The organism is Streptomyces sp. NPDC019224, assembly GCF_040632605.1.
In the GTDB taxonomy this organism is placed as follows: Bacteria; Actinomycetota; Actinomycetes; order Streptomycetales; family Streptomycetaceae; genus Streptomyces.
In genome coordinates this window covers 1-19,261 of record NZ_JBEYCF010000053.1, presented here as the reverse complement: position 1 = coordinate 19,261, position 19,261 = coordinate 1, and the positions used below count along the sequence as shown (strand labels likewise).

At 73.3% G+C, this 19,261-nt stretch carries 9 protein-coding genes, 1 pseudogene and 1 riboswitch; of the genes and pseudogenes, 4 read left to right on the top strand and 6 right to left on the bottom strand.

What is annotated here, in order from left to right; all coding sequences use genetic code 11:
• Positions 1-44: 44 nt before the first annotated feature.
• The 4 genes from ABZ564_RS26900 to ABZ564_RS26885 form a co-directional block, all read right to left on the bottom strand.
• Positions 45-2,255 (bottom strand): helicase, encoded by a 2,211-nt coding sequence (locus ABZ564_RS26900; protein ID WP_360861393.1) that lies wholly within the window; start codon positions 2,253-2,255, stop codon positions 45-47.
• A gap of 566 nt (positions 2,256-2,821) precedes the next feature.
• Entirely contained in the window at positions 2,822-3,454 is a 633-nt protein-coding gene (locus ABZ564_RS26895; RefSeq protein WP_360861343.1) for an isochorismatase family protein, read from the bottom strand.
• Between the two features lie 30 nt (positions 3,455-3,484).
• The gene (locus tag ABZ564_RS26890) at positions 3,485-5,152 is read right to left on the bottom strand and encodes a (2,3-dihydroxybenzoyl)adenylate synthase (RefSeq protein ID WP_360861341.1); all 1,668 of its coding nucleotides are present in this window, start codon (positions 5,150-5,152) and stop codon (positions 3,485-3,487) included.
• 164 nt (positions 5,153-5,316) lie between these two features.
• A complete protein-coding gene (locus ABZ564_RS26885; protein ID WP_360861339.1) occupies positions 5,317-6,153 on the bottom strand; it encodes a 2,3-dihydro-2,3-dihydroxybenzoate dehydrogenase in 837 nt (278 codons plus the stop codon).
• A 522-nt stretch (positions 6,154-6,675) separates the two neighbouring features.
• Positions 6,676-6,858: riboswitch (cyclic di-AMP (ydaO/yuaA leader) on the top strand.
• A 5-nt stretch (positions 6,859-6,863) separates the two neighbouring features.
• Here ABZ564_RS26885 and ABZ564_RS26880 point away from each other — a divergent pair.
• The 4 genes and pseudogenes from ABZ564_RS26880 (at position 6,864) to ABZ564_RS26865 (ending at position 11,603) form a co-directional block, all read left to right on the top strand.
• The gene (locus ABZ564_RS26880) at positions 6,864-7,736 is read left to right on the top strand and encodes a transglycosylase SLT domain-containing protein (RefSeq protein ID WP_360861337.1); all 873 of its coding nucleotides are present in this window, start codon (positions 6,864-6,866) and stop codon (positions 7,734-7,736) included.
• 197 nt (positions 7,737-7,933) lie between these two features.
• Positions 7,934-8,122, top strand: a complete 189-nt coding sequence (locus tag ABZ564_RS26875) for an antitoxin (RefSeq protein ID WP_360861335.1) — start codon at positions 7,934-7,936, stop codon at positions 8,120-8,122.
• Between the two features lie 164 nt (positions 8,123-8,286).
• A pseudogene (locus ABZ564_RS26870) lies at positions 8,287-10,247 on the top strand (GAF domain-containing protein); the annotation flags it as partial.
• A 141-nt stretch (positions 10,248-10,388) separates the two neighbouring features.
• Positions 10,389-11,603, top strand: coding sequence for a cytochrome P450 (locus tag ABZ564_RS26865; protein ID WP_360861333.1), 1,215 nt, complete (start codon positions 10,389-10,391; stop codon positions 11,601-11,603).
• A 77-nt stretch (positions 11,604-11,680) separates the two neighbouring features.
• Here ABZ564_RS26865 and ABZ564_RS26860 read toward each other — a convergent pair whose 3' ends face one another.
• Both ABZ564_RS26860 and ABZ564_RS26855 read right to left on the bottom strand, forming a co-directional pair.
• Positions 11,681-14,737 carry a beta-ketoacyl synthase N-terminal-like domain-containing protein gene (locus ABZ564_RS26860; RefSeq protein ID WP_360861331.1) on the bottom strand — a complete coding sequence of 1,019 codons (3,057 nt, stop codon included), beginning with the start codon at positions 14,735-14,737 and terminating at the stop codon, positions 11,681-11,683.
• 33 nt (positions 14,738-14,770) lie between these two features.
• The coding region (locus ABZ564_RS26855; protein WP_360861329.1) for an SDR family NAD(P)-dependent oxidoreductase at positions 14,771-19,261 on the bottom strand (4,491 nt) is incomplete at its 5' end.

Here is a 19,261-nt window from a genome sequence, read left to right as displayed (position 1 = left end):
GTGCAACAGCCCGGACCGTGCCCCGGGTCGACCCGAGGCACCCGTCAGCGCAGGGACGCCGGAAGCGCCTCCCGGTGCACGATGCCCAGCCGCTGCGTGGCGCGGGTCAGCGCCACGTACAGGTCGCTGGTCCCGAACCGGCCGGGCTCCACGACCAGCACGTGGTCGAACTCGAGGCCCTTGGCCTGCCGGGGGCCGAGCAGCACCACCGTGCGGGTCAGATCCGGCTCGACACCGGGCGTGACGCCGTCCAGCGGGGCGGCGATCTCCTCGTGCAGCTCGCGCGGCGCGATCACCGCGAGGCGCCCCTCGGCGGGCGTCAGCTCGGCGACCGCCCGCGCCACCGCGCCCGCCAGATCGGCCCCGGCGTCCCGGACCCACGGCACCTCGCCCGTGGAGCGCACCGAGCCCGGCGGCTCGAACGACGGGTCCTCGGCCCGCAGGACCTTCGCCGCGACCTCCATCACCTCGGCGGGCGTACGGTAGTTGACCCCGAGCCGCACATGCTCGTACCGGTCGCCCACGTACGGCTCCAGGATCTCCTGCCACGACCCGACCCCGGCCTCCTCCGAGGTCTGGGCCGGGTCGCCCACCAGGGTCATCGACCGGGTCGGCGACCGGCGCATCAGCAGCCGCCACGCCATCGGCGACAGCTCCTGCGCCTCGTCCACGATGATGTGCCCGAACGCCCACGTCCGGTCGGCGGCGGCCCGCTCGGCCGCGCTGCGGTGATCGGCCTCCTCCTGCCGTTCCGCCATCCGCTCCGCGTCGATGATGTCGTGCGCGGCGAGCAGCTCCGACTCCTCGTCCTCGAACTCGAAGGACTCCGAGCCCCTGGACAGCTCGAGCACGCCCTGCGCGTACGCGATCCGCTCCTGGCGCTCCGCCTCGGCGGCGGCCCGCTCGGCGCTGTCGTCCGCACCGAGCAGTTCGGCCGCCTCGTCCAGCAGCGGGACGTCGGCCGGCGTCCACGCGTCCTCGCCGGGCGCCCGCCGGACGGCCTCCGCGTCCGCCTCCGGCAGATGGACCGGCTCGGCCAGGTAGTCCGCGAGGAAGCCCTCCGGTGTGAGGTGCGGCCACAGCTCGTCGATGGCCGCGTGGACCTCCTTGCTGACGGCGACGGCCTTGCCGAGCTGGGCGATGTCGTCCGGGCCCAGGAAATTGGGACCGCCGTACGGGTCGGCGCCGATCCGCTCGGTGAGCTGCGCGGTCAGGGCGTCGATGATCCGGAACGCGAAGTGCGGCCGGGCCAGGTTGTGGGGGAGCCGGGTGTCGCGGGCCGCCTGCCGGGCCTCGTAGGCGATCTCCCAGTCCAGGATCAGGTCGCCGTCGTCGTGCGGGACGATCAGCGGGGCGCCGGGCTCGGGCAGCAGCTGCCGGTCGCGCACGGCGAGCTCCAGGGCCTCGGCCATGGCCGCGCCGCCCTTCACCGCGGCGGCCCGGGGCGTGTCCGTGGAGCGCGCGTGGACGCCGGGGAAGAGCTCGGCCTGCGTGGCGAGCAGGACACCGGTCTCGCCGAGCGCCGGCAGCACCTCGCCGATGTAGCTGAGGAAGGCCGGGTTCGGGCCCACGATCAGGACCGCCCGCTTGGCCAGCAGCTCCCGCTGCTCGTACAGCAGGAACGCCGCCCGGTGCAGGGCGACCGCCGTCTTTCCGGTGCCGGGGCCGCCCTCGACGACGAGGACACCGCGGTGCGGCGCGCGGATGATGCGGTCCTGCTCCGCCTGGATGGTCCGCACGATGTCGGCCATGCGCCCGGTGCGCGCGGAGTTCACGGCGGCGAGCAGGACGGAGTCCCCGCTCGGGTCCTCGAAGCCGGTGCGCTCCCGGTCCTCGATGTCGAGGATCTCGTCGTGCAGCTCGGTGACCGCCCGGCCCTCGGTGGTGATGTGGCGGCGCCTGCGCAGACCCATCGGGGTGTGGTTGGTGGCGAGATAGAAGGGGCGGGCGACCGGGGCGCGCCAGTCGATCAGCAAAGGCGTGTGCTCGGCGTCGTCCTCGCGGATTCCGATACGGCCGATATGGTGCGCGGCGCCGTCCGAGAGATCGATGCGGCCGAAACACAGCGAGCCGTCGACCGCGTTCAGGGCGGCGAGCAGACCCGAGCGCTCGGCGACCAGCACATCGCGTTCGAGCCGCGCCTGCTGGCCGGTGCCGACCGGCGTCAGGGCGTCCCGGACGTGCCGAGCGGCATCACCGCGCAGCACGTCGACGCGGTCGTAGAGCCGGTCGATGAATTCCTGCTCCTTCTGCAATTCGGCGCTTTCCCGAGTTGACAAAATCGCTCCCTGGCGGCTAAGGTGATTCTTGTCGGCCCCCTTTGAGGGGCCTTTTCTGTGGGCGCACAGAACCGCTCAATATACCTGGCGAAATCCCCGGTCCGCAATTACGGACCGGGGATTTCTCTTTGCCCGGCGCACTCGGGAGCGCCTGTCCACGCGCGTACGCCGCGCAGCCGCGCGGCGTACGCCCGGGGGGGTGGGTGGTGCTGCCGTTGTGCCCGCCGGGGAACGCGACGAGCGCCCGCCCCGCCAGCCGGCGCGCGCACTGCCCGACGAAGACGTCCGGTGCCGTGGTGGCCCCGCCGGCGGGCGCGATGCGCACCGGGGACGTCCGCAGCGCCTCCCGGTCGAGCTCGGCCTCGACGACGGCCGTGAAGTCGTGCGCGATGAAGAACCCGAAGCCGACGGCCCGGCCCGGAGTGAGCGGCATGGGCGTGAGGTCCGGCTCGGTCTCCTGGCGGGCCGGGTCGATGCCGAGGACCCGGGCGATCTCGGGGAGGGCGGCCCGCAGGCCGCCTCCGGGCGTGAGCGCCCCGGGCTCAGATCTCCTTCAGCAGCGCGTCCGTCGTCGTCACGACCGCGCAGCGGCCCGCCGCCCAGCGCAGGGCCATGTCGTGCTCCTCCCGCGAGAAGTCCGCGACGGCGTCGGCCACCACGAACGCCCGGATGTCGCGCATCCACGCGTCGGCGGCGCTCATCAGCACGCCGATGTGCGCGTACACGCCGGTGATCACCAACTGGTCGCGGCCGTCGTCGCGGATGAGGGATTCCAGCTCGGTGCGGACGAACGCGCTGTACTTCCACTTGGTGAGGACCGTGTCATCCGGGGCGGGCGCCACCGCCTCCGGCGCCGCCAGGGCCTCCGGGTCGTCCGCCACCCCCGGCCCCCAGAAGTCGAGCTGGAGGCCGCGCTCCTCGGCGCTCTGGCCACCGCGCTGAGCCGAGTGCACCACCGGGATTCCGGCGCGGCGGGCCGCCCCGATGACGCGGGCGGTGTTCGCGAGCATGCCGGTCAGCGGCTCCTCCCCGGGGCGGTACGCGCGCAGGAAGTGGTTCTGCAGGTCGTGGACGAGCAGCACGGCGCGCGCCGGGTCGACGGTCCAGCCGACCCGGTTCGCCGGGAGCTCGTCCGCGCCGGGCAGGGGGTAGGGGGCGATGGCGGGGAGTGCCATGGGGAGCCTTTCGTGCCGCTCGGGGTGGATTCAGTGCTGTTCGACGGGGGCCGACGGGGCGGCGGGGGCCGCCGTGGCGGATTCGGTGCGCAGGCCCTTCTTGCTGACCTTGCCGATCCCCGTCTGCGGGAAGACGTCGACGAACTCGACGAGATCGGGCACCTTGTACGCGGCGATTCCGCGCTCGCGCACATGCCGCTTCACGGCGAGCGCCCCGAGCGGTTCGGCGCCCTCGCGCAGAATCACGTATGCCAGAGTGCGTTCACCGAGATACGGGTCGGCCACACCGACCACCGAGACGTCGTGCACGGACGGGTGGGCGAGGATGATGTTCTCGATCTCCTCCGGCGCGACCTTCTCGCCGCCCCGGTTGATCTGGTCCTTCGCCCGGCCCTCGACGACGAGGTGGCCGCTCGGGGTACGGCGCACGATGTCGCCCGTACGGTAGAAGCCGTCCTCGGTGAACGCCGTTCCGTTGTGTTCGGGGGCGCGCCAGTAACCGCGGATCGTGTACGGGCCACGGGTCAGCAGATGCCCGAAGTGCCCTTCCGGAACGTCGAGTCCGGCATCGTCCACGATGCGGATCTCGTCGTCCTCGGAGATCGGCCGGCCCTGGGTGGTGACCACGGTCTCCTGGTCGTCGTCGAGCCGGGTGTAGTTGACCAGACCCTCGGCCATGCCGAAGACCTGCATCAGCCGGCAGCCGAGCGCGGGCTCCAGCCGCCGGGCCGCGGTCTCGCTGTACTTGGCGCCGCCGACCAGGACCAGCTCCAGGCTCGACAGGTCCTGCTCCGCCGCGGCGGCCGCGTCGGTCCACACCAGGGCGAGCGGCGGCACCATGCCGGTCATGGTGACGCGCTCCCGCTCGATGACCGGGAAGGCCGTGGCGGGGTCCGGACGCGGGCACAGGACGACCGTGCCGCCCGCGTACAGCGTGCCGAGCCAGCCGGGCGAGCTCATCGGGAAGTTGTGCGCCGCGGGCAGGACCACCAGGAAACGGGTGTCCGCGTCGACGCCGCAGATCTCGTTGGAGCCGCGCAGCGAGTAGATGTAGTCGTCGTGCGTGCGGGGGATGAGCTTGGGCACCCCGGTGGTGCCGCCGGACAGCTGGAGGAAGGCCAGATCGTGCGGCTCGGGCCCGTCGTCGGGCTCGCCCGTCTCCTCGCACGGCACGTCGGACAGGGCGGTGTGCCCGCCCGGGTCGCCCACGACGAACACGTGCTTCAGGGTGGGCGTCCGCTCCTTGACGGCGCCGGCCAGCTCCCGGTGGTCGAATCCGGCGTGCCGGTCCGGGATCACATAGGCGACGGCCTCCGCGAAGGAGCAGAAGTAGCCGATCTCCGTCTCCCGGTGGGCGGGCAGCGCGTAGACGGGCAGCGCGCCGATGCGGAAGAGGGCGAACACGACCTCGGCGAACTCGGCGATGTTGGGCAGCTGGACGACGACCCGGTCGCCCTTGGCGATCCCGCGCGCCCGGAATCCGGCCGCCAGCCGGGCCGCGCGCTCGTCGAGTTCGCGGTACGTCCAGGCGCGGCGCTCGGGGGCCGGGTCGACGATCGCGACCCGGTCGCCGTGGGCCTCGGCCCGTTCGCGCAGCATGCTCGTGAACGTCTCGCCGCGCCAGTGCCCGGCGGCCCGGTAGCGGGCGGCGAACTCGGCGGGCCAGGTCGGGGCGTCTTCGTACGGGGCGGTGCTCACAGGGCTGCTCCCACGGCGTTGAGGAACGTACGGAACTCGGCGCCGGTCTCGGCGGCCTTGGCCTCGGGCGACGGGCCGGGGGGTTCGCGCAGTGAGGTGGACATCGTGGTTGTCTCCAGTGGGGGAGGGCTGTGAGCCGCGTCGGGGGCGCCGTGCGGACCGGGTCAGGCGCGCAGGGTGGCGCCGCCGTCGACGTACAGGTCGTGCAGGGTGATGTGGCGGGCCCGGTCGGACACCAGGAAGGCGACGGCCTCGGCGATGTCGGACGGCTCGGCGATCCTGCCCAGGGGTATGCCCGTGCGGTAGCTCGCCAGGTCCCCGGCTATGACGCGCTGCGCGGCGGGTCCGTCGTCCCGCGCCTCACCGGCCGGCCACATCCCGCGCTGCATGTCGGTGAGGGTGGACCCCGGCGAGACCGTGTTGCACCGGACGCCCAGGGGCGCCAGCTCCAGGCCGAGGCACTTGGTGAACATGACGGCGGCCGCCTTGGACGCGGCGTACGCCGCCATCGTCGTACGGGGGATGCCGGCGGCGTTGGACGCGACGGTGACGATGCTGCCCGCACCGCGCCCGGCCATCCTGCGGGAGACGGCGCGCGAGACGTGGAACACCCCGTCGGTGTTGACGGCGAACGTGGCCGCCCAGTCCTCGTCGGTCAGCTCGGCGACGGGCGAACACCGCAGTATCCCGGCGACGTTGACCGCGATGCCGAGGGGGCCGAGCGTCTCCTCGGCCTCGACCACGAGGGCTTCGACGGCCGCCGCGTCCCTCACGTCCAGCGTCCGCGCGACGACGCTTCCGCCGTACTCCCGGGCGAGGGCCTCCACGCCTTCCCGGTCCACATCGGTCGCCAGGACCCGGCAGCCGCGGGCGACGAGGAGGCGTACGACCGCCTCGCCGATGCCGCGTCCGGCTCCCGTCACGAGGGCCAGGCGGCCGGTGAGTTCCCGGTCGTCGGGGCGGACGGGACGGCCGGGATCAGGAGTGGAATGCGGCGCCATGGTCTGGGTCTCTCCAGTTGCCGATGAGGGGTGGGTGGGTCGAGACGTTCCGGTGCGGCGGACAGGGCGGTGGCACCGAGCGATTGACGGCGTTTCAGGGCAGGGGGTGCCCAGTCGCCACCGCGATCCACTCGGTTGCACTTAGGTTAGGCTAACCATATGTCGATCACGCAAGGGGGCGAACCCGGAAGGTGGCCGACCGCGCCGGCTTCGCGCCGCGCGCTGTCCCGATTGTCCGAATGTGGACAAAAGGCCGACATGGTGAGATCTGGGCCCGTTTGGCGCCCCTCGAAGCTGGCGAAACGGACAAATGCTAGCGTTTCGGTCGCAGTGGGCAGTCTCACGTTTGCCGTTTCTGACGCGCATTCCGATCCCTCGTTTCCCAGACGTGCCAAGTAATTTGACTTCCCCCGGCGCAGTCGATCATGAGGGTTTTCTTTGATTGATCTTGCAAAACAATTGTGATCAGCAATTCCGGGCTTGTTCCGGCCGTCGTTTCTCGCTTACGGTCCCGTCATCAATCCGGATGGAACGCCGAATCCTGCCGCCGTCCGGGAACCCGACCACTCACGTACGGCAGGAGCGGGGGACCCAGGTTTGCCGCCGGTCCGGAATCCGGAGCGGCTAGGGGTGAAGTCGCCATGTGCGGCCGGACATCTCCAGTCCGAACCCGACAGCTCACCTCGCAGGCGACGGAGAGGAAATGCGCCATGCCCATCATGGGTAAGCACCATCGTGTCAAGTCCGCGTCCCTGACCCGCGGTTTCATCGCCGCGAGCGCGGGTGGAGCCGTTCTCGCGCTCCCCCTGATCACTGCCGGATCGGCCTCCGCCGCCCCCGTCAAGGCCGTCGTCGCCGAAAAGGCCGCAGCCTCGACTTCCGTCGCAGGCAAGGGAGCCGCCGTGCGCGGCGCCGCCTCCACCACGTATTCCGTGGTCGCCGGCGATTCGCTTTACAAGATCGCCCAGGGGCATTCCCTCAGTGGTGGCTGGGAGCGTCTGTACAAGGACAACCGCAGCGTTGTCGGCAGCAACCCCAACGTCATTCACCCGGGTCTGAAGCTCACCATCGGCGCCAAGTCCGAGGCCGTCGCACCGAAGGCCGCGGAGAAGAGCGCATTCAAGGCGGAGACCGCCGAGAACAACGCCGACACCGCCGCCCGGACCGAGAGCGCCGACCGCGCCGACCGCTCCGAGTTCAGGGTCGTCCCCCTCGCCGCGAAGACCGCCGCCCCCGCCGAGACCCCGACGGCCGTCACGTACACCGACGACCTCGACGGCTGGATCAAGGAATCCCTGGCCGTCATGGCCGAGCACGGTATCCCCGGCAGCTACGACGGCATCTACCGCAACGTCATGCGCGAGTCCTCGGGCAACCCGTTCGCCATCAACAACTGGGATTCCAACGCCGTCGCCGGCACGCCCTCCAAGGGCCTGCTCCAGGTGATCCAGCCCACCTTCGACGCGTACCACGTGCCCGGGACGTCGATGGACATCTACGACCCGGTCGCCAACATCACGGCCGCGTGCAACTACGCCGCCGCCACGTACGGCTCCATGGACAACGTGTTCAGCGCCTACTGATCCCACCGGCCCCGGTGCTCGGGGCCGAGTCGTGAGAGCGGAATCGTGAGAAGGGGCGGGAGAAGCGGATGCGCTTCTCCCGCCCCTTCGCGTGTGCCGGGGGCGCATGGTGTCCGGCGCGCAGGGCCACACGCCGGAATGCGTCGGGCGGGCAGGGCGTGGATGCTGGAACGGTCAGCGTCTCTAGGAGGTCAGTCATGAGCATGCTCGACAAGATCAAGGGCATGATCAAGGGGCATCCGGACCAGGCCCGGCAGGGTGTCGACAAGGGGGGCGACTTCGTCGACAAGAAGACCGGCGGCAAGTACGGCGGCCAGGTCGACTCGGCCCAGCAGAAGATCAACGACCAGCTCGGCGACCGCCGCCCGCCCGACGAGGGCCGGTAGGAGCCTGCACGAACCGTGAGGGAGCGGTGGCCGCCACACCCGTGGCGCCCACCGCTCCGCCGTGCCGGGCCCCCGATCGCGCGTGCCCGGTCTGCTCCGAGGTGCGGGTACCGGCCCGGTGGGCGCATCCTGGCTGTGTGACCTGGCACGGAGCGGCCGGGCCGCTGCCGCACGGTTCGGACGACGGCCCACCCGGGAGACCGGACGACACCCGGGCGCCGGACGAGCTGTCGCTGGTGCTCGCCCAGTCCGTCGTGAGCGCCATCGACGCCGTCGGCGGCCGGGCCGGCGGCGTCTACCTGCCCTCCAGCGCCCCCGGCCTGCTGCGCCTGGCCGTCCTCGCCGGGCTCCCCGGACCGCTGTTCCGGCCCTGGTGGCGGATGCACGTGAACAGGCCGTTCCCGATCGCCGAGGCCTTCCGTACCGGCAGCCCGTCTACCTCGCCGACGCCGAGGACGCCATGCGCCGCTTCCCGCAGCTCATGGCGGGCCTGCCGTTCCCCTTCGGCTCCCTGTACGTGCCGGTCCTGCGCGGCCACGTGCCGGTCGGCGTCCTCGTCGTCCTGCGCGCCGCGACCGGGGACGAGCCGGTGCCCTCCGCCGACCGGGAACGGCTCCAGCGCATCGCCCGGAGCCTCGGCGCGCAACTGGCCGCCCTGGCGGACTTTGGCACCCGGCCGGAGTGGGACGCGGAACCGCTGCCCGTCCAGCTGCCCGCCGAGACCTCGCCGCCGGTGCGCATCGGCCGCTTCGACTGGAACCTCGGCACCGGCGCCGTCGAGACCGACGCGGACCTCGACGCGATCCTCGGCACCGGCACCGGCGTCCTCCCCGGCACCATCGGGGCCCTGGCGGCCAGGCTCGCACCGGAGGACGTGTACGGCCTGTGGGCCCTGGCCCGGCAGGCCGCGGACTCCCACGGCCCCGTCGTACGCCGGATGCGGCTGCGCGGCCCGGACGGCCGCTCCCACCTGCTGGAGGTCTCCGGGCGCCGGCACGACGACGCCGGCCCCGGCGGGCACCTCACCGGCTTCCTGGTGGACCTGGGCATCGGCCCGGTCGTCGCGGAGGCCGCGGACCGGCTGCCGCACGGCATCTTCTCCCTCGACCGCTTCGGCCGGATCACCCACGTCAACCCGCCGGCCGAGGAGATGCTCGGCCGGTCCCGCGCCGAACTGGTCGGCCGCGTCTTCTGGGAGGCGCTGCCCTGGTTCGCGAACCCCGCGTACGAGGACCACTACCGGGCCGCGATGATCTCCGACGCCCCGGTCCGCTTCCTCGCCCGCCGGGATCCGCCCCCTGGCTCTCCGTCTCCCTGTACCCCGGCCACGCAGGGCTGACCGCCGTCCTCACCCCCCACCGACGAGCCCGCCTACGCCCCGGACTCCGTCGTCTCACCCGGCCTGGGGCTCGGCTCCCCGGCCGACCGGTCCGCCGCCCTCTACCGCCCGGTCGCCCTCGCCATCGCGCTCACCGAGGCCGTCACCGCCCGCCAGGTCTCCCGCGTGGTCACCGAGGAACTGCTGCCCGCTCTCGGCGGCCGGCAGCTGGCGATCTACCTGCTCAAGGAGGGCCACCTCTACCTGGAGTGGGAGACCGGCTTCCCACAGGGCTTCCTCGACCGGTTCGACGCCGTCGGCCTGGACGCCCGCATCCCTGGCGTCGAGACCCTCACCACCGGGCGCCCCATCTTCTTCGAGTCCATGCAGCGCCTGGCCGCCGCCTACCCCGGCATCCCCATCGACGCGGACATCGGCGCCCGCGCCTTCCTGCCGCTGATCGCCTCCGGGCGGCTCGTCGGCTCCTGCATCCTCGGCTTCGACCAGCCACGCGGCTTCAGCCCGGAGGAGCGCACGGTCCTCACCGCCCTGGCCGGCCTCATCGCCCAGGCACTCCAGCGGGCCCAGCGCTACGACACCGAGGCCGCCCTGGCCCGCGGCCTCCAGGACGCCCTGCTGCCGCACCGCCTCCCCGCCGTCCGCGGCATCGACCCCCAGGGCCGCTACCTCGCCGGCACCCAGGGCATGGACGTCGGCGGCCACTGGTACGACGTGATCGAGACCCATGGCCGGCTCGCCCTCGTCATCGGCGACGTCCAGGGCCACGGGGTCGCCGCCGCCGCGACGACATCGCCCTGCTGCTCGCCGCCTGCTGGGCCGAGGAGGACGAGGTCGCGCCCGGACGGCTTTAGAACCTCTTAACCGGCCCTCCCGACAATGCCGGTTCACACCGGAGAGCCGGCTGTGGACCGAGCGCCTGGGGGCCGCATGAGCATCGACACCGTGACCACCGAGACCGTGGGGCTGCCGCAGTTCCCCATGACGCGCGGCTGCCCCTACCACCCGCCCGCCGGGTACGCGGAGCTGCGCAAGGAGGGGCCGCTCGCCCGGGTCCGCCTGTACGACGGCCGCGTGGCCTGGGTCGTCACCGGCTACGAGGAAACTCGCCGGCTGCTCGTGGACCCCCGGCTCTCCTCCGACCGCACCCGCCCCGACTTCCCGGTGCTCGTCCCGCGCATGGCGGCCGCCAAACTGACCGCCCTGGTGGGGATGGACCCGCCGGAGCACGACATCCAGCGGCGCATGCTGATCCCCAGCTTCACCGTGAAGCGCGTCAACTCGCTGCGCCCCGCGATCCGCCGCATCGTCGGCGAGAAGATCGACGCCCTGCTCGCCGGCGGAAGGACCACCGCGGACCTGGTGCCGGCGTTCGCGCTGCCGGTCCCGTCCACCGTGATCTGCGAACTCCTCGGCGTGCCGTACTCCGACCACGACTTCTTCGAGCAGCAGACGAGCCGGATGGTGCAGGCGACGAGCACGGCGCAGGAGGCGTCCGACGCCAGCGCCGCCTTGGTCGCCTACTTCGACGAACTCATCACGGCCAAGGAGGCGAACCCGGGGGAGGGGCTGCTCGACGAGCTGATCGCCGACCGGCTGGCCACCGGTGAGCTGGGGCGCCTCGAACTGGCTTCCATCGCGATGTTCCTGCTGGTCGCCGGCCACGAGACGACCGCCAACATGATCGGCCTGAGCGTGCTCACCCTGCTCGAACACCCCGACCAGCTCGCTGAGGTGCGCGACGACCCGGACGTGGCCTCCGGGGCGGTCGAGGAGCTGCTGCGCTTCCTCTCGGTCGCCGACGAGCTCCAGCGGGTGGCGGCGGCCGACATCGAGATCGGCGGGGTCGTGGTGAAGGAGGGCGACGGCGTCTACCTCCCGAACGCGGCGGCCAACCGCTCCCCGCAGGTCTTCACCGACCCCGACACCCTCGACGTCCGCCGCGGCACCCGCCACCACCTCGCCTTCGGCTACGGCGTCCACCAGTGCATCGGCCAGAACCTCGCCCGCGCCGAACTGGAAATCGCCCTCCATGAACTCGCCGTCCGCATCCCGACGTTGCGGCTGACCGAACCCCTCGAAGCCCTGGGCGTCAAGCCGGGCGGCTCCGTCCAGGGGGTGTTCCGCCTCCCCGTCACCTGGTGATCCACCCGTACACCTCACCCGTACGAGGAGCCGGGGCCCTGTCCGCAGGGCCCCGGCTCCTCGCTTCGCACCCTCCGCTACGCGGCGGCCAGCTCGGCCCGGATGAATCCGGCCACCGCCGACGGCGTCGGGTGGTCGAAGAGCAGCACCGGCGGCAGCACCAGACCGGTCGCCTCGCAGAGCCGGTTGCGGACCTCCAGCGCGGTGAACGACGAGAACCCGATGTCCACGAAGTTGTCCTCGGCTGCGATCGACTCCGGTGACGCGTGACCGAGCACATCCGCCGCGTGCAGCCGTACGAGATCCAGCAGCGAACCGCCCGCCTCCGCCACCGGCACCGGTCCGGCCTCCGGCGCGGGCCGCGCCTCGGGCGTCCGGCCCACCGGGACCGGCCACCAGTGGGGCGTGTGCTCGAACGGATACGTCGGCAGCTCCGCCGGAGGCGCGGAGGTCTCCGCGTACCAGCTTTCCCACCGCACCCCGGCCCCCGCCGCGTGCAGCGCCGAGAGCGCCCCCGCGAACGTCTCCTCACCGGCCCGCCCCCGCACCTGCGAGGGCACCGCCAACGGCGTGGACCCCGGCAGGCACGCCGCCACCAGCGGAGTGAGCACGGCGTCGGGCCCCACCTCCACGAACGCCTGCGCACCCGCTTCGGCGAGCGCGGCCACCGCGTCGCCGAACCGCACCGGCGAACGCAGCTGACGCGCCCAGTAGTCCGGCTCCCGCAGCTCGTCGAGGCCCGCACGGCGCCCGGTGAGATCGGAGACGACCGGGATCAGCGGCTCGCGGAACCGCAGACCCGCCGCCACCGCGCGCACCTCGTCGAGCGCCCCGTCCATATGGGGTGAGTGGAACGCGTGGCTCACCCGCAGCGCGCGCGTCCTGCGCCCCCGCGCCCGGAACGCCTCGGCGATCTCCGCCACCGCGTCCGCGTCGCCCGAAACCACCGTCGAACGCGGTCCGTTGACCGCCGCCACCGCGACGCGGCGCGCGTACCCGGCCAGCGCCTCGCGCACCTCGTCCTCGGATGCCTCGCACGCCACCATCGCGCCCCCGTCCGGCATCCGCTGCATCAGCCGTCCGCGCGCGGCTACGAGGGCGGCGGCGTCCTCCAGCGACAGCACCCCCGCGGCGTGCACGGCGGCCAGCCCTCCGATCGAGTGCCCGGCGACCTGCCCCGGCGCCGGAAGCGACTGCTCCAGGAGCCGGAACAGGGCGGTCTCCACGGCGAACAGCGCCGGCTGCGCGTACTCCGTGCGTTCCAGCAGCGCCGCCTCCGCAGTGCCCTCGTCCGCGAACATCAGGCTCTTCAGCGGACGCGGCAGCAGCGGCTCGAACGCCTCGCACACCTCGTCCAGGGCCTTGGCGAACACGGGCCGTCCCTCGTACAACTCGGCGCCCATGCGCGGACGCTGGCTGCCCTGCCCGGTGAACAGGTAGGCGGTGGAAGGCGGTCCGGCCGCTTCACCGCGCACCACCCCCGCCGGTCTGCCGCCCGACGCCAGTGCGGCGAGCGCGGCCAACTGCGCCGCACGGTCGCCCGGCAGGACCACCGCGCGGTGCCGGAACGCCGAACGGCCCAGGGCCAGCGTCCGGCCCACGTCGTGGCCCGACAGCGCGGGGTCCGCGACGAGGCGCGCGTGCAGCCGGCCGGCCTGGGCCCGCAGCGCGGACTCCGTACGGGCCGACAGCGTCCAGGGTGCGGGCGGCTCAGGCAGCAGCGCCTCCGGACCGGCGTCGCTCGCCGCCTCTTCCGCCTGTTCCAGGACGACGTGCGCGTTGGTGCCGCTGATGCCGAAGGAGGAGACGCCCGCCCGGCGCGGCCGGCCCCGGTCGGGCCAGGCCACGGACTCGGTGAGCAGTTCCACGGCACCTGACGCCCAGTCGACGTGCGGGGTCGGCTCCGTCACGTGCAGGGTGCGCGGCAGCACCCCGTACCGCATCGCCTGCACCATCTTGATGACCCCGGCCACCCCGGCCGCCGCCTGGGTGTGGCCGATGTTCGACTTGAGCGAGCCCAGGAGCAGCGGCTCGCCCTCGGGGCGCCCCTGCCCGTACGCCGCCAGCAGGGCCTGCGCCTCGATCGGGTCGCCGAGCCGGGTGCCGGTGCCGTGCGCCTCCACCGCGTCCACCTGCTGCGGGGCCAGCCGGGCCGAGGCCAGGGCCTGCTGGATGACCCGGACCTGGGTGGGGCCGTTGGGCGCGGTGAGGCCGTTGCTCGCCCCGTCCTGGTTGACCGCCGAGCCCCGCAGCACGGCGAGGACGCGGCGGCCGTTGCGGCGCGCGTCGGAGAGCCGCTCCAGCAGCACCAGGCCCACGCCCTCGGCGAAGCCGGTGCCGTCGGCTGCCGCGTCGAACGCCTTGCAGCGGGCGTCGGGCGCGAGCCCCCGCTGCCGGCTGAACTCGACCAGCAGCACCGGCGTGGCCATCACCGTCACCCCGCCGGCCAGGGCGAGATCGCTCTCGCCGCGCCGCAGCGACTGGGTCGCCAGATGCATCGCCACCAGCGACGAGGAGCACGCCGTGTCCAGGGTGACGGCGGGGCCCTCAAGACCCAGGTGGTAGGCGATCCGCCCGGACGCGACACTCGTCGCGTTGCCCGTCATCAGATGCCCCTCGAACCCCTCGGGCACCCGCTCCGGCGGCGGCACGTACGCCTGCGACACCACCCCCGCGAAGACGCCCGTACGGCTCCCGCGCAGGGAGTCCGGGGCGATCCCGGCACGCTCCAGCGTCTCCCAGGCCACCTCCAGGAGCTGCCGGTGCTGCGGGTCGGTCGCGACGGCCTCCCGAGGGCCCATCCCGAAGAACGGCGCGTCGAACTCGCCCGCGCCCTCCAGGAATCCGCCCTCACGCGTGTACGCGGTTCCAGGCCGGTCCGGATCGGGGTCGTACAGCCCCTCCAGATCCCAGCCCCGGTCCTCCGGCAGGCCGGACACCGCGTCCGTCTCCTCCGTCACCAGCCGCCACAGCGCCTCCGGTGAATCGACACCGCCCGGGAAACGGCACCCCATCGACACGATCGCGATCGGCTCGTGCTCCTTGTCCTCCAGCTCCTTGATCCTGCGCCGGGCCTGCCGGAGGTCGGCCGTGGTCCGCTTCAGATAGTCGCGGAGCCTGTCCTCGTTACTCATCGCCCTTGCCCTCTCGTACGCGGAAATGACCGGTCAGGACGCGCCCAGCTCCTCGTCGAGCGCGCGGAACAGCTCCTCGTCGGTGGCCGTCTCCAGATCGTCGTCCGGTGCCTCGCCGGCCTCCGGCTTCGACGCCTGCTCGTCCCAGAGCCAGAGCGCGGCCCGCAGCCGTTCCCGCAGCGCGTCGAAGCCCTCGCCGCCGACTGTGACGGACTCCAGCAGCCGTTCCAGCTCCTCGGCGCCCGTCCGCTCGTCCGGGGCCAGGAGCACGGCCAGCCGCTCGGCCAGGGCGGTGGGCGTCGGGAAGTCGAACACCGTGGTGGTCGGCAGCCGCAGCCCGGTCGCCGCCGAGATCCGGTTGCGCAGTTCGACCGCCGTCAGCGAGTCGAACCCGATCTCCTTGAACGCCCGGTCGGCGGTGATCTCGTCGGCCGTCAGATGACCGAGCACAGCCGCCACCTGCTCCCGTACCAGCGCGAGCAGCGCCTGTGTCCGCTCGGGCCCGCTCAGCGCGGCCAGCCGGTCCGCCGCCGATGCGGCCGTCGTCCGCACCGCGCTCGCCGCCCGGCGCACAGCAGGCGCCCGCACCAGCGACCGCAGCACGGCCGGCACCCCGCCGGTCCCGGGCCCGGCCTCGGCCAGCGACCGCAGCCCGGGACCGTCCAGGGGCGCCGGTACGAGCAGCGGCCGGCCGTCGGCCAGGGCGGCGTCGAACAACGCCATGCCCTCGGGCACCGACATCGGGACGAGCCCGCCCCGCGTGATCCTGGCCCGGTCCGCGCCGCCCAGATGCCCGGTCATCCCGCTGGCCGCCTCCCACATGCCCCAGGCCAGGGACACCGCGGGCAGCCCGCGCTCCCGCCGGTGACCGGCCAGAGCGTCCAGGAAGACGTTGGCGGCCGCGTAGTTGCCCTGCCCGGCCCCGCCGAGCAGACCGGACGCGGAGGAAAACAGCACGAAGAACGACAGGTCGACCCCCTGGGTCAGCTCGTGCAGATTCCAGGCCGCGTCCGCCTTGGGCCGCAGTACCGCCCGCACCTTCTCCGGGGTCAGCGAGGCCAGCACTCCGTCGTCCAGGACCCCCGCCGCGTGCACCACGCCCGTGAGCGGATGGGCGGACGGCACGGACTCCAGCAGCCCGGCGAGCGCCTCCCGGTCCGCGGCGTCGCATGCGGCGATTCGCACCTGTGCCCCCAGACCGGTCAGCTCGTCGGCCAGCTCGACCGTCCTCGGCGCGTCGGGGCCGCGACGGCCGGTGAGCAGCAGGTGGCGCACGCCGTGCGCGGTCACCAGATGACGGGCCAACGCGGCGCCGAGCGTGCCGGTGCCGCCGGTGATCAGGACCGTCCCGTCCGGTGCCTCGCGCGGCGGCAGGGTCAGGACGACCTTGCCCACCTGGCGGGCCTGCCCGAAGTGGCGGAACGCGTCGGGGGCGCGGCTCACGTCCCAGCTGGTGACCGGAAGCGGCGCCAGTTCACCCCGCTCGAAGAGGCCGAGCACCCGCGCCAGCGTGTCCGCGACCCGGTCCGGGTCCATGTCCAGCAGCTCGAACGGCCGGTAAGCGACGCCCGGCCGCTGTTCCGCGATCTCCGCCGGATCCCGCAGGTCCGCGATGCCCATCTCGACGAACCGCCCGCCCGGGGACAGCAGCCGCAGCGACGCGTCGATGAACTCCCCGGTCAGCGAGTTCAGCACCACGTCGACCCCGGGCGCGGCCGTCGCGTCCGCACGTCCTGTCACATCCAGGACGTGCTGCTCGAAACCGGTCGTACGGGAGGAGGCGATGTGGTCCGCGTCGAGGCCGAGGGCCCGCAGCGCACCCCATTTCGCCGGGCTCGCCGTGGCGAACACCTCGGCCCCGATGTGCCGGGCCACCTGGAGCGCCGCCATGCCGACCCCGCCGGCCCCGGAGTGGATCAGCACCCGCTCGCCCCGGCGCAGCCCGGCCAGTTCGACCAGCCCGTAGTAGGCCGTCGTGAACACCGCGGGCACACCGGCCGCTCGCGCGTACGACCAGCCCTCCGGGATACGGGCGATCAGCCGCCGGTCCGCGACGGCCAGCGGCCCCACCGCCCCCGGCACCAGCCCGAAGACCCGGTCCCCGGCCGCCAGACCGGTGACCCCCGGCCCGGTCTCCACGACGAGTCCGGCCGCCTCCGTGCCGAGCGGAGTGGCTTCCGGGACCATCCCGAGGGAGGTCAGCACATCGCGGAAGTTGAGCCCGGCGGCCCGCACCTCGATCCGTACCTGGCCCTCGGACAGCGGGGCCTCGGCGGCCGGATGCGCGGTGGCTCGCAGGTCGTCCGGCGACCCGCCGGGCGTCTCCAGCCGCCACCCGGCCACCCCCTCGGGCGGTACCACCGTCACGGGAGCGGGTTCCGTCCGGCGCAGCCTCGGCACCAGCACCCGGCCGTCCCGCAGCGCGAACTGCGGCTCCCCGCTCGCGACGGCCGAGGCCAGCGCGTCCAGCGAGGACCGTTCCCCGTCGTGGTCCACCAGCACCACCCGGCCCGGGTTCTCGGTGGCGGCCGACCGCACCAGCCCCCAGAGCGGGGCGGCGCCGAGATCGACCGGGTCACCGGGGAGCGCGGCCACGGCACGGCGAGTGAGCACGACGAGAGGGCTGTCCGGCCCGCCCTCGTCACCCAGATGGTCCCGGAGCCGGCCGAGCAGCCACTCCACGGCCGCCCCCGCCGCGCCGGGCGCCGCACCCTCGAATGGTGCGGTGGCGTCCAGCACGTCGAACGCCGCCCGGTCCGCCGGCACCGGTGGCGCGTCGAGTTCCGTCCACTCCAGGCCGTACAGCGAGTCGGCGGCCGAGGACCCCGGCGCGGCGGGCAACCGACCGGGTGAGACGGGGCGCAGGGTGAGGCTGTCCACGCTCACCACGGGTGCGCCCGTGGGGTCGGCGACCGAGACCCGGACGGTGTCCCGGCCCCCGTCGCCGGGGGAGACGGTGACCCGCAGGGCCGTGGCCCCGGTGGCCCGCAGCACGGCCCCCGACCAGGAGAACGGCAACCGGATGCCCTCGCCGAGGAAGTCACCGAGCCCCAGCGTGTGCAGCGCCGAGTCCAGGAGCGCCGGATGCAGGACGAACCGGGCCGCCTCCGCGTGCAGCTCCGGTGCGAGGGACACCTCGCCGTGCACGGTGTCCCCCGCACGCCAGGCGGCGGTCAGATTCTGGAACGCGGGACCGTACTCGTAACCCAGCGCGGCGAGTTCGCCATACAGGTCGCCGGTGTCCAGCGGGGTGGCGCCCGCAGGCGGCCAGGCTTCGTCGTCCGTCCCGTCGTGCGGCGGTACGGCGTCCGCCGGGGCGAGGACGCCCGTGGCATGACGGGTCCACCCCGGCCCCCTGCCCAGGACGTCGTCCACCGGGACATCGGGCCGGGAGTGCACGGCGAGCTGCCGGCGGCCCTCCTCGTCCGGTGCCTCCACGGATACCTGCACGCGGACTCCGCCCCGCTCGGGCACGAACAGCGGGGCCTCCAGCGTCAGTTCGTCCACCGCGCCGGAACCCGCCTCCCTGCCCGCCTGCAGCGCCAGTTCGAGATGGGCGGTGGCCGGGAGCAGCGGAGTCCCGTTCACGGCGTGGTCGGCGAGCCAGGGGTGGGTGCGCAGCGAGATCCGCCCCGTGAGCAGGAGGGCGTCGCCCTGGGCGAGCGTGGTTGACGCCGCGAGGAAGGGATGGTCGGCCGCGTCCACACCGAGGCTTCCCGCGTCGCTGTGCGCGGCGGGCCCCTCCAGCCAGTAGCGCTTGCGCTGGAACGGATACGTCGGCAGATCGGTGGCGCGGCCGGCGCCCGCGGGGAGAGCGGGATTCCAGTCGACGGGGATGCCGTGGGTGTGGAGGTGGGCGAGGGAGTGGTGGAAGCGGGTGAGGGTGCCTTCGTCGCGGCGGAGTGTGCCGGTGACGAGGGCGGTGGTGTCCGTGGTGTCGGCGGTGTCCTGGAGTGCGGTCGTCAGGACGGGGTGCGGGCTGACCTCCACGAACACGGAGTGGCCGGCGTCGAGGAGGGCGCGCACGGCCGGTTCGAAGAGGACCGGGTTGCTCAGGTTCCGGTACCAGTAGTCGCCGTCCAGCTCGGTGGTGTCCAGGAAGGAGTCGGTGAGCGTCGAGTAGAAGGCGGTGGTGGTGGGCTGTGGGGTGATGCCGTTGAGGAGGGTGTGCAGGGTCTCTTCGAGGGGGTGGACGTGGGGGGTGTGGGAGGCGTAGTCGACGGGGATGGTGCGGGCGCGGATGTCCCGGTCGTTCAGCTCCTCGACGAGGGTTTTGAGCGCCTCGGCATTGCCCGCGACGACCGTGGTGGCGGGTCCGTTGTGGGCGGCGATGTGCAGATCGGAGAGGTCGGCGAGGAGGGCTTGCGCGTCGTGACGGCCGAGCGGGAGGGAGGCCATGCCGCCGGTGCCGGCGAGCTGGAGGATGGCATGGGAGCGGAGTGCCACCACCTTGGCGGCGTCGTCGAGGGTGAGGGCTCCGGCGATGTATGCGGCGGCTATTTCGCCCTGGGAGTGGCCGATGAC

Excerpts from the sequence above, each read along its gene's own strand:
- ABZ564_RS26860 (WP_360861331.1), bottom strand. The coding sequence starts at position 14,737 with ATGAGTAACGAGGACAGGCTCCGCGACTATCTGAAGCGGACCACGGCC.
- ABZ564_RS26880 (WP_360861337.1), top strand. The coding sequence starts at position 6,864 with ATGCCCATCATGGGTAAGCACCATCGTGTCAAGTCCGCGTCCCTGACC.
- ABZ564_RS26885 (WP_360861339.1), bottom strand. The coding sequence starts at position 6,153 with ATGGCGCCGCATTCCACTCCTGATCCCGGCCGTCCCGTCCGCCCCGAC.
- ABZ564_RS26865 (WP_360861333.1), top strand. The coding sequence starts at position 10,389 with ATGAGCATCGACACCGTGACCACCGAGACCGTGGGGCTGCCGCAGTTC.
- ABZ564_RS26895 (WP_360861343.1), bottom strand. The coding sequence starts at position 3,454 with ATGGCACTCCCCGCCATCGCCCCCTACCCCCTGCCCGGCGCGGACGAG.
- ABZ564_RS26875 (WP_360861335.1), top strand. The coding sequence starts at position 7,934 with ATGAGCATGCTCGACAAGATCAAGGGCATGATCAAGGGGCATCCGGAC.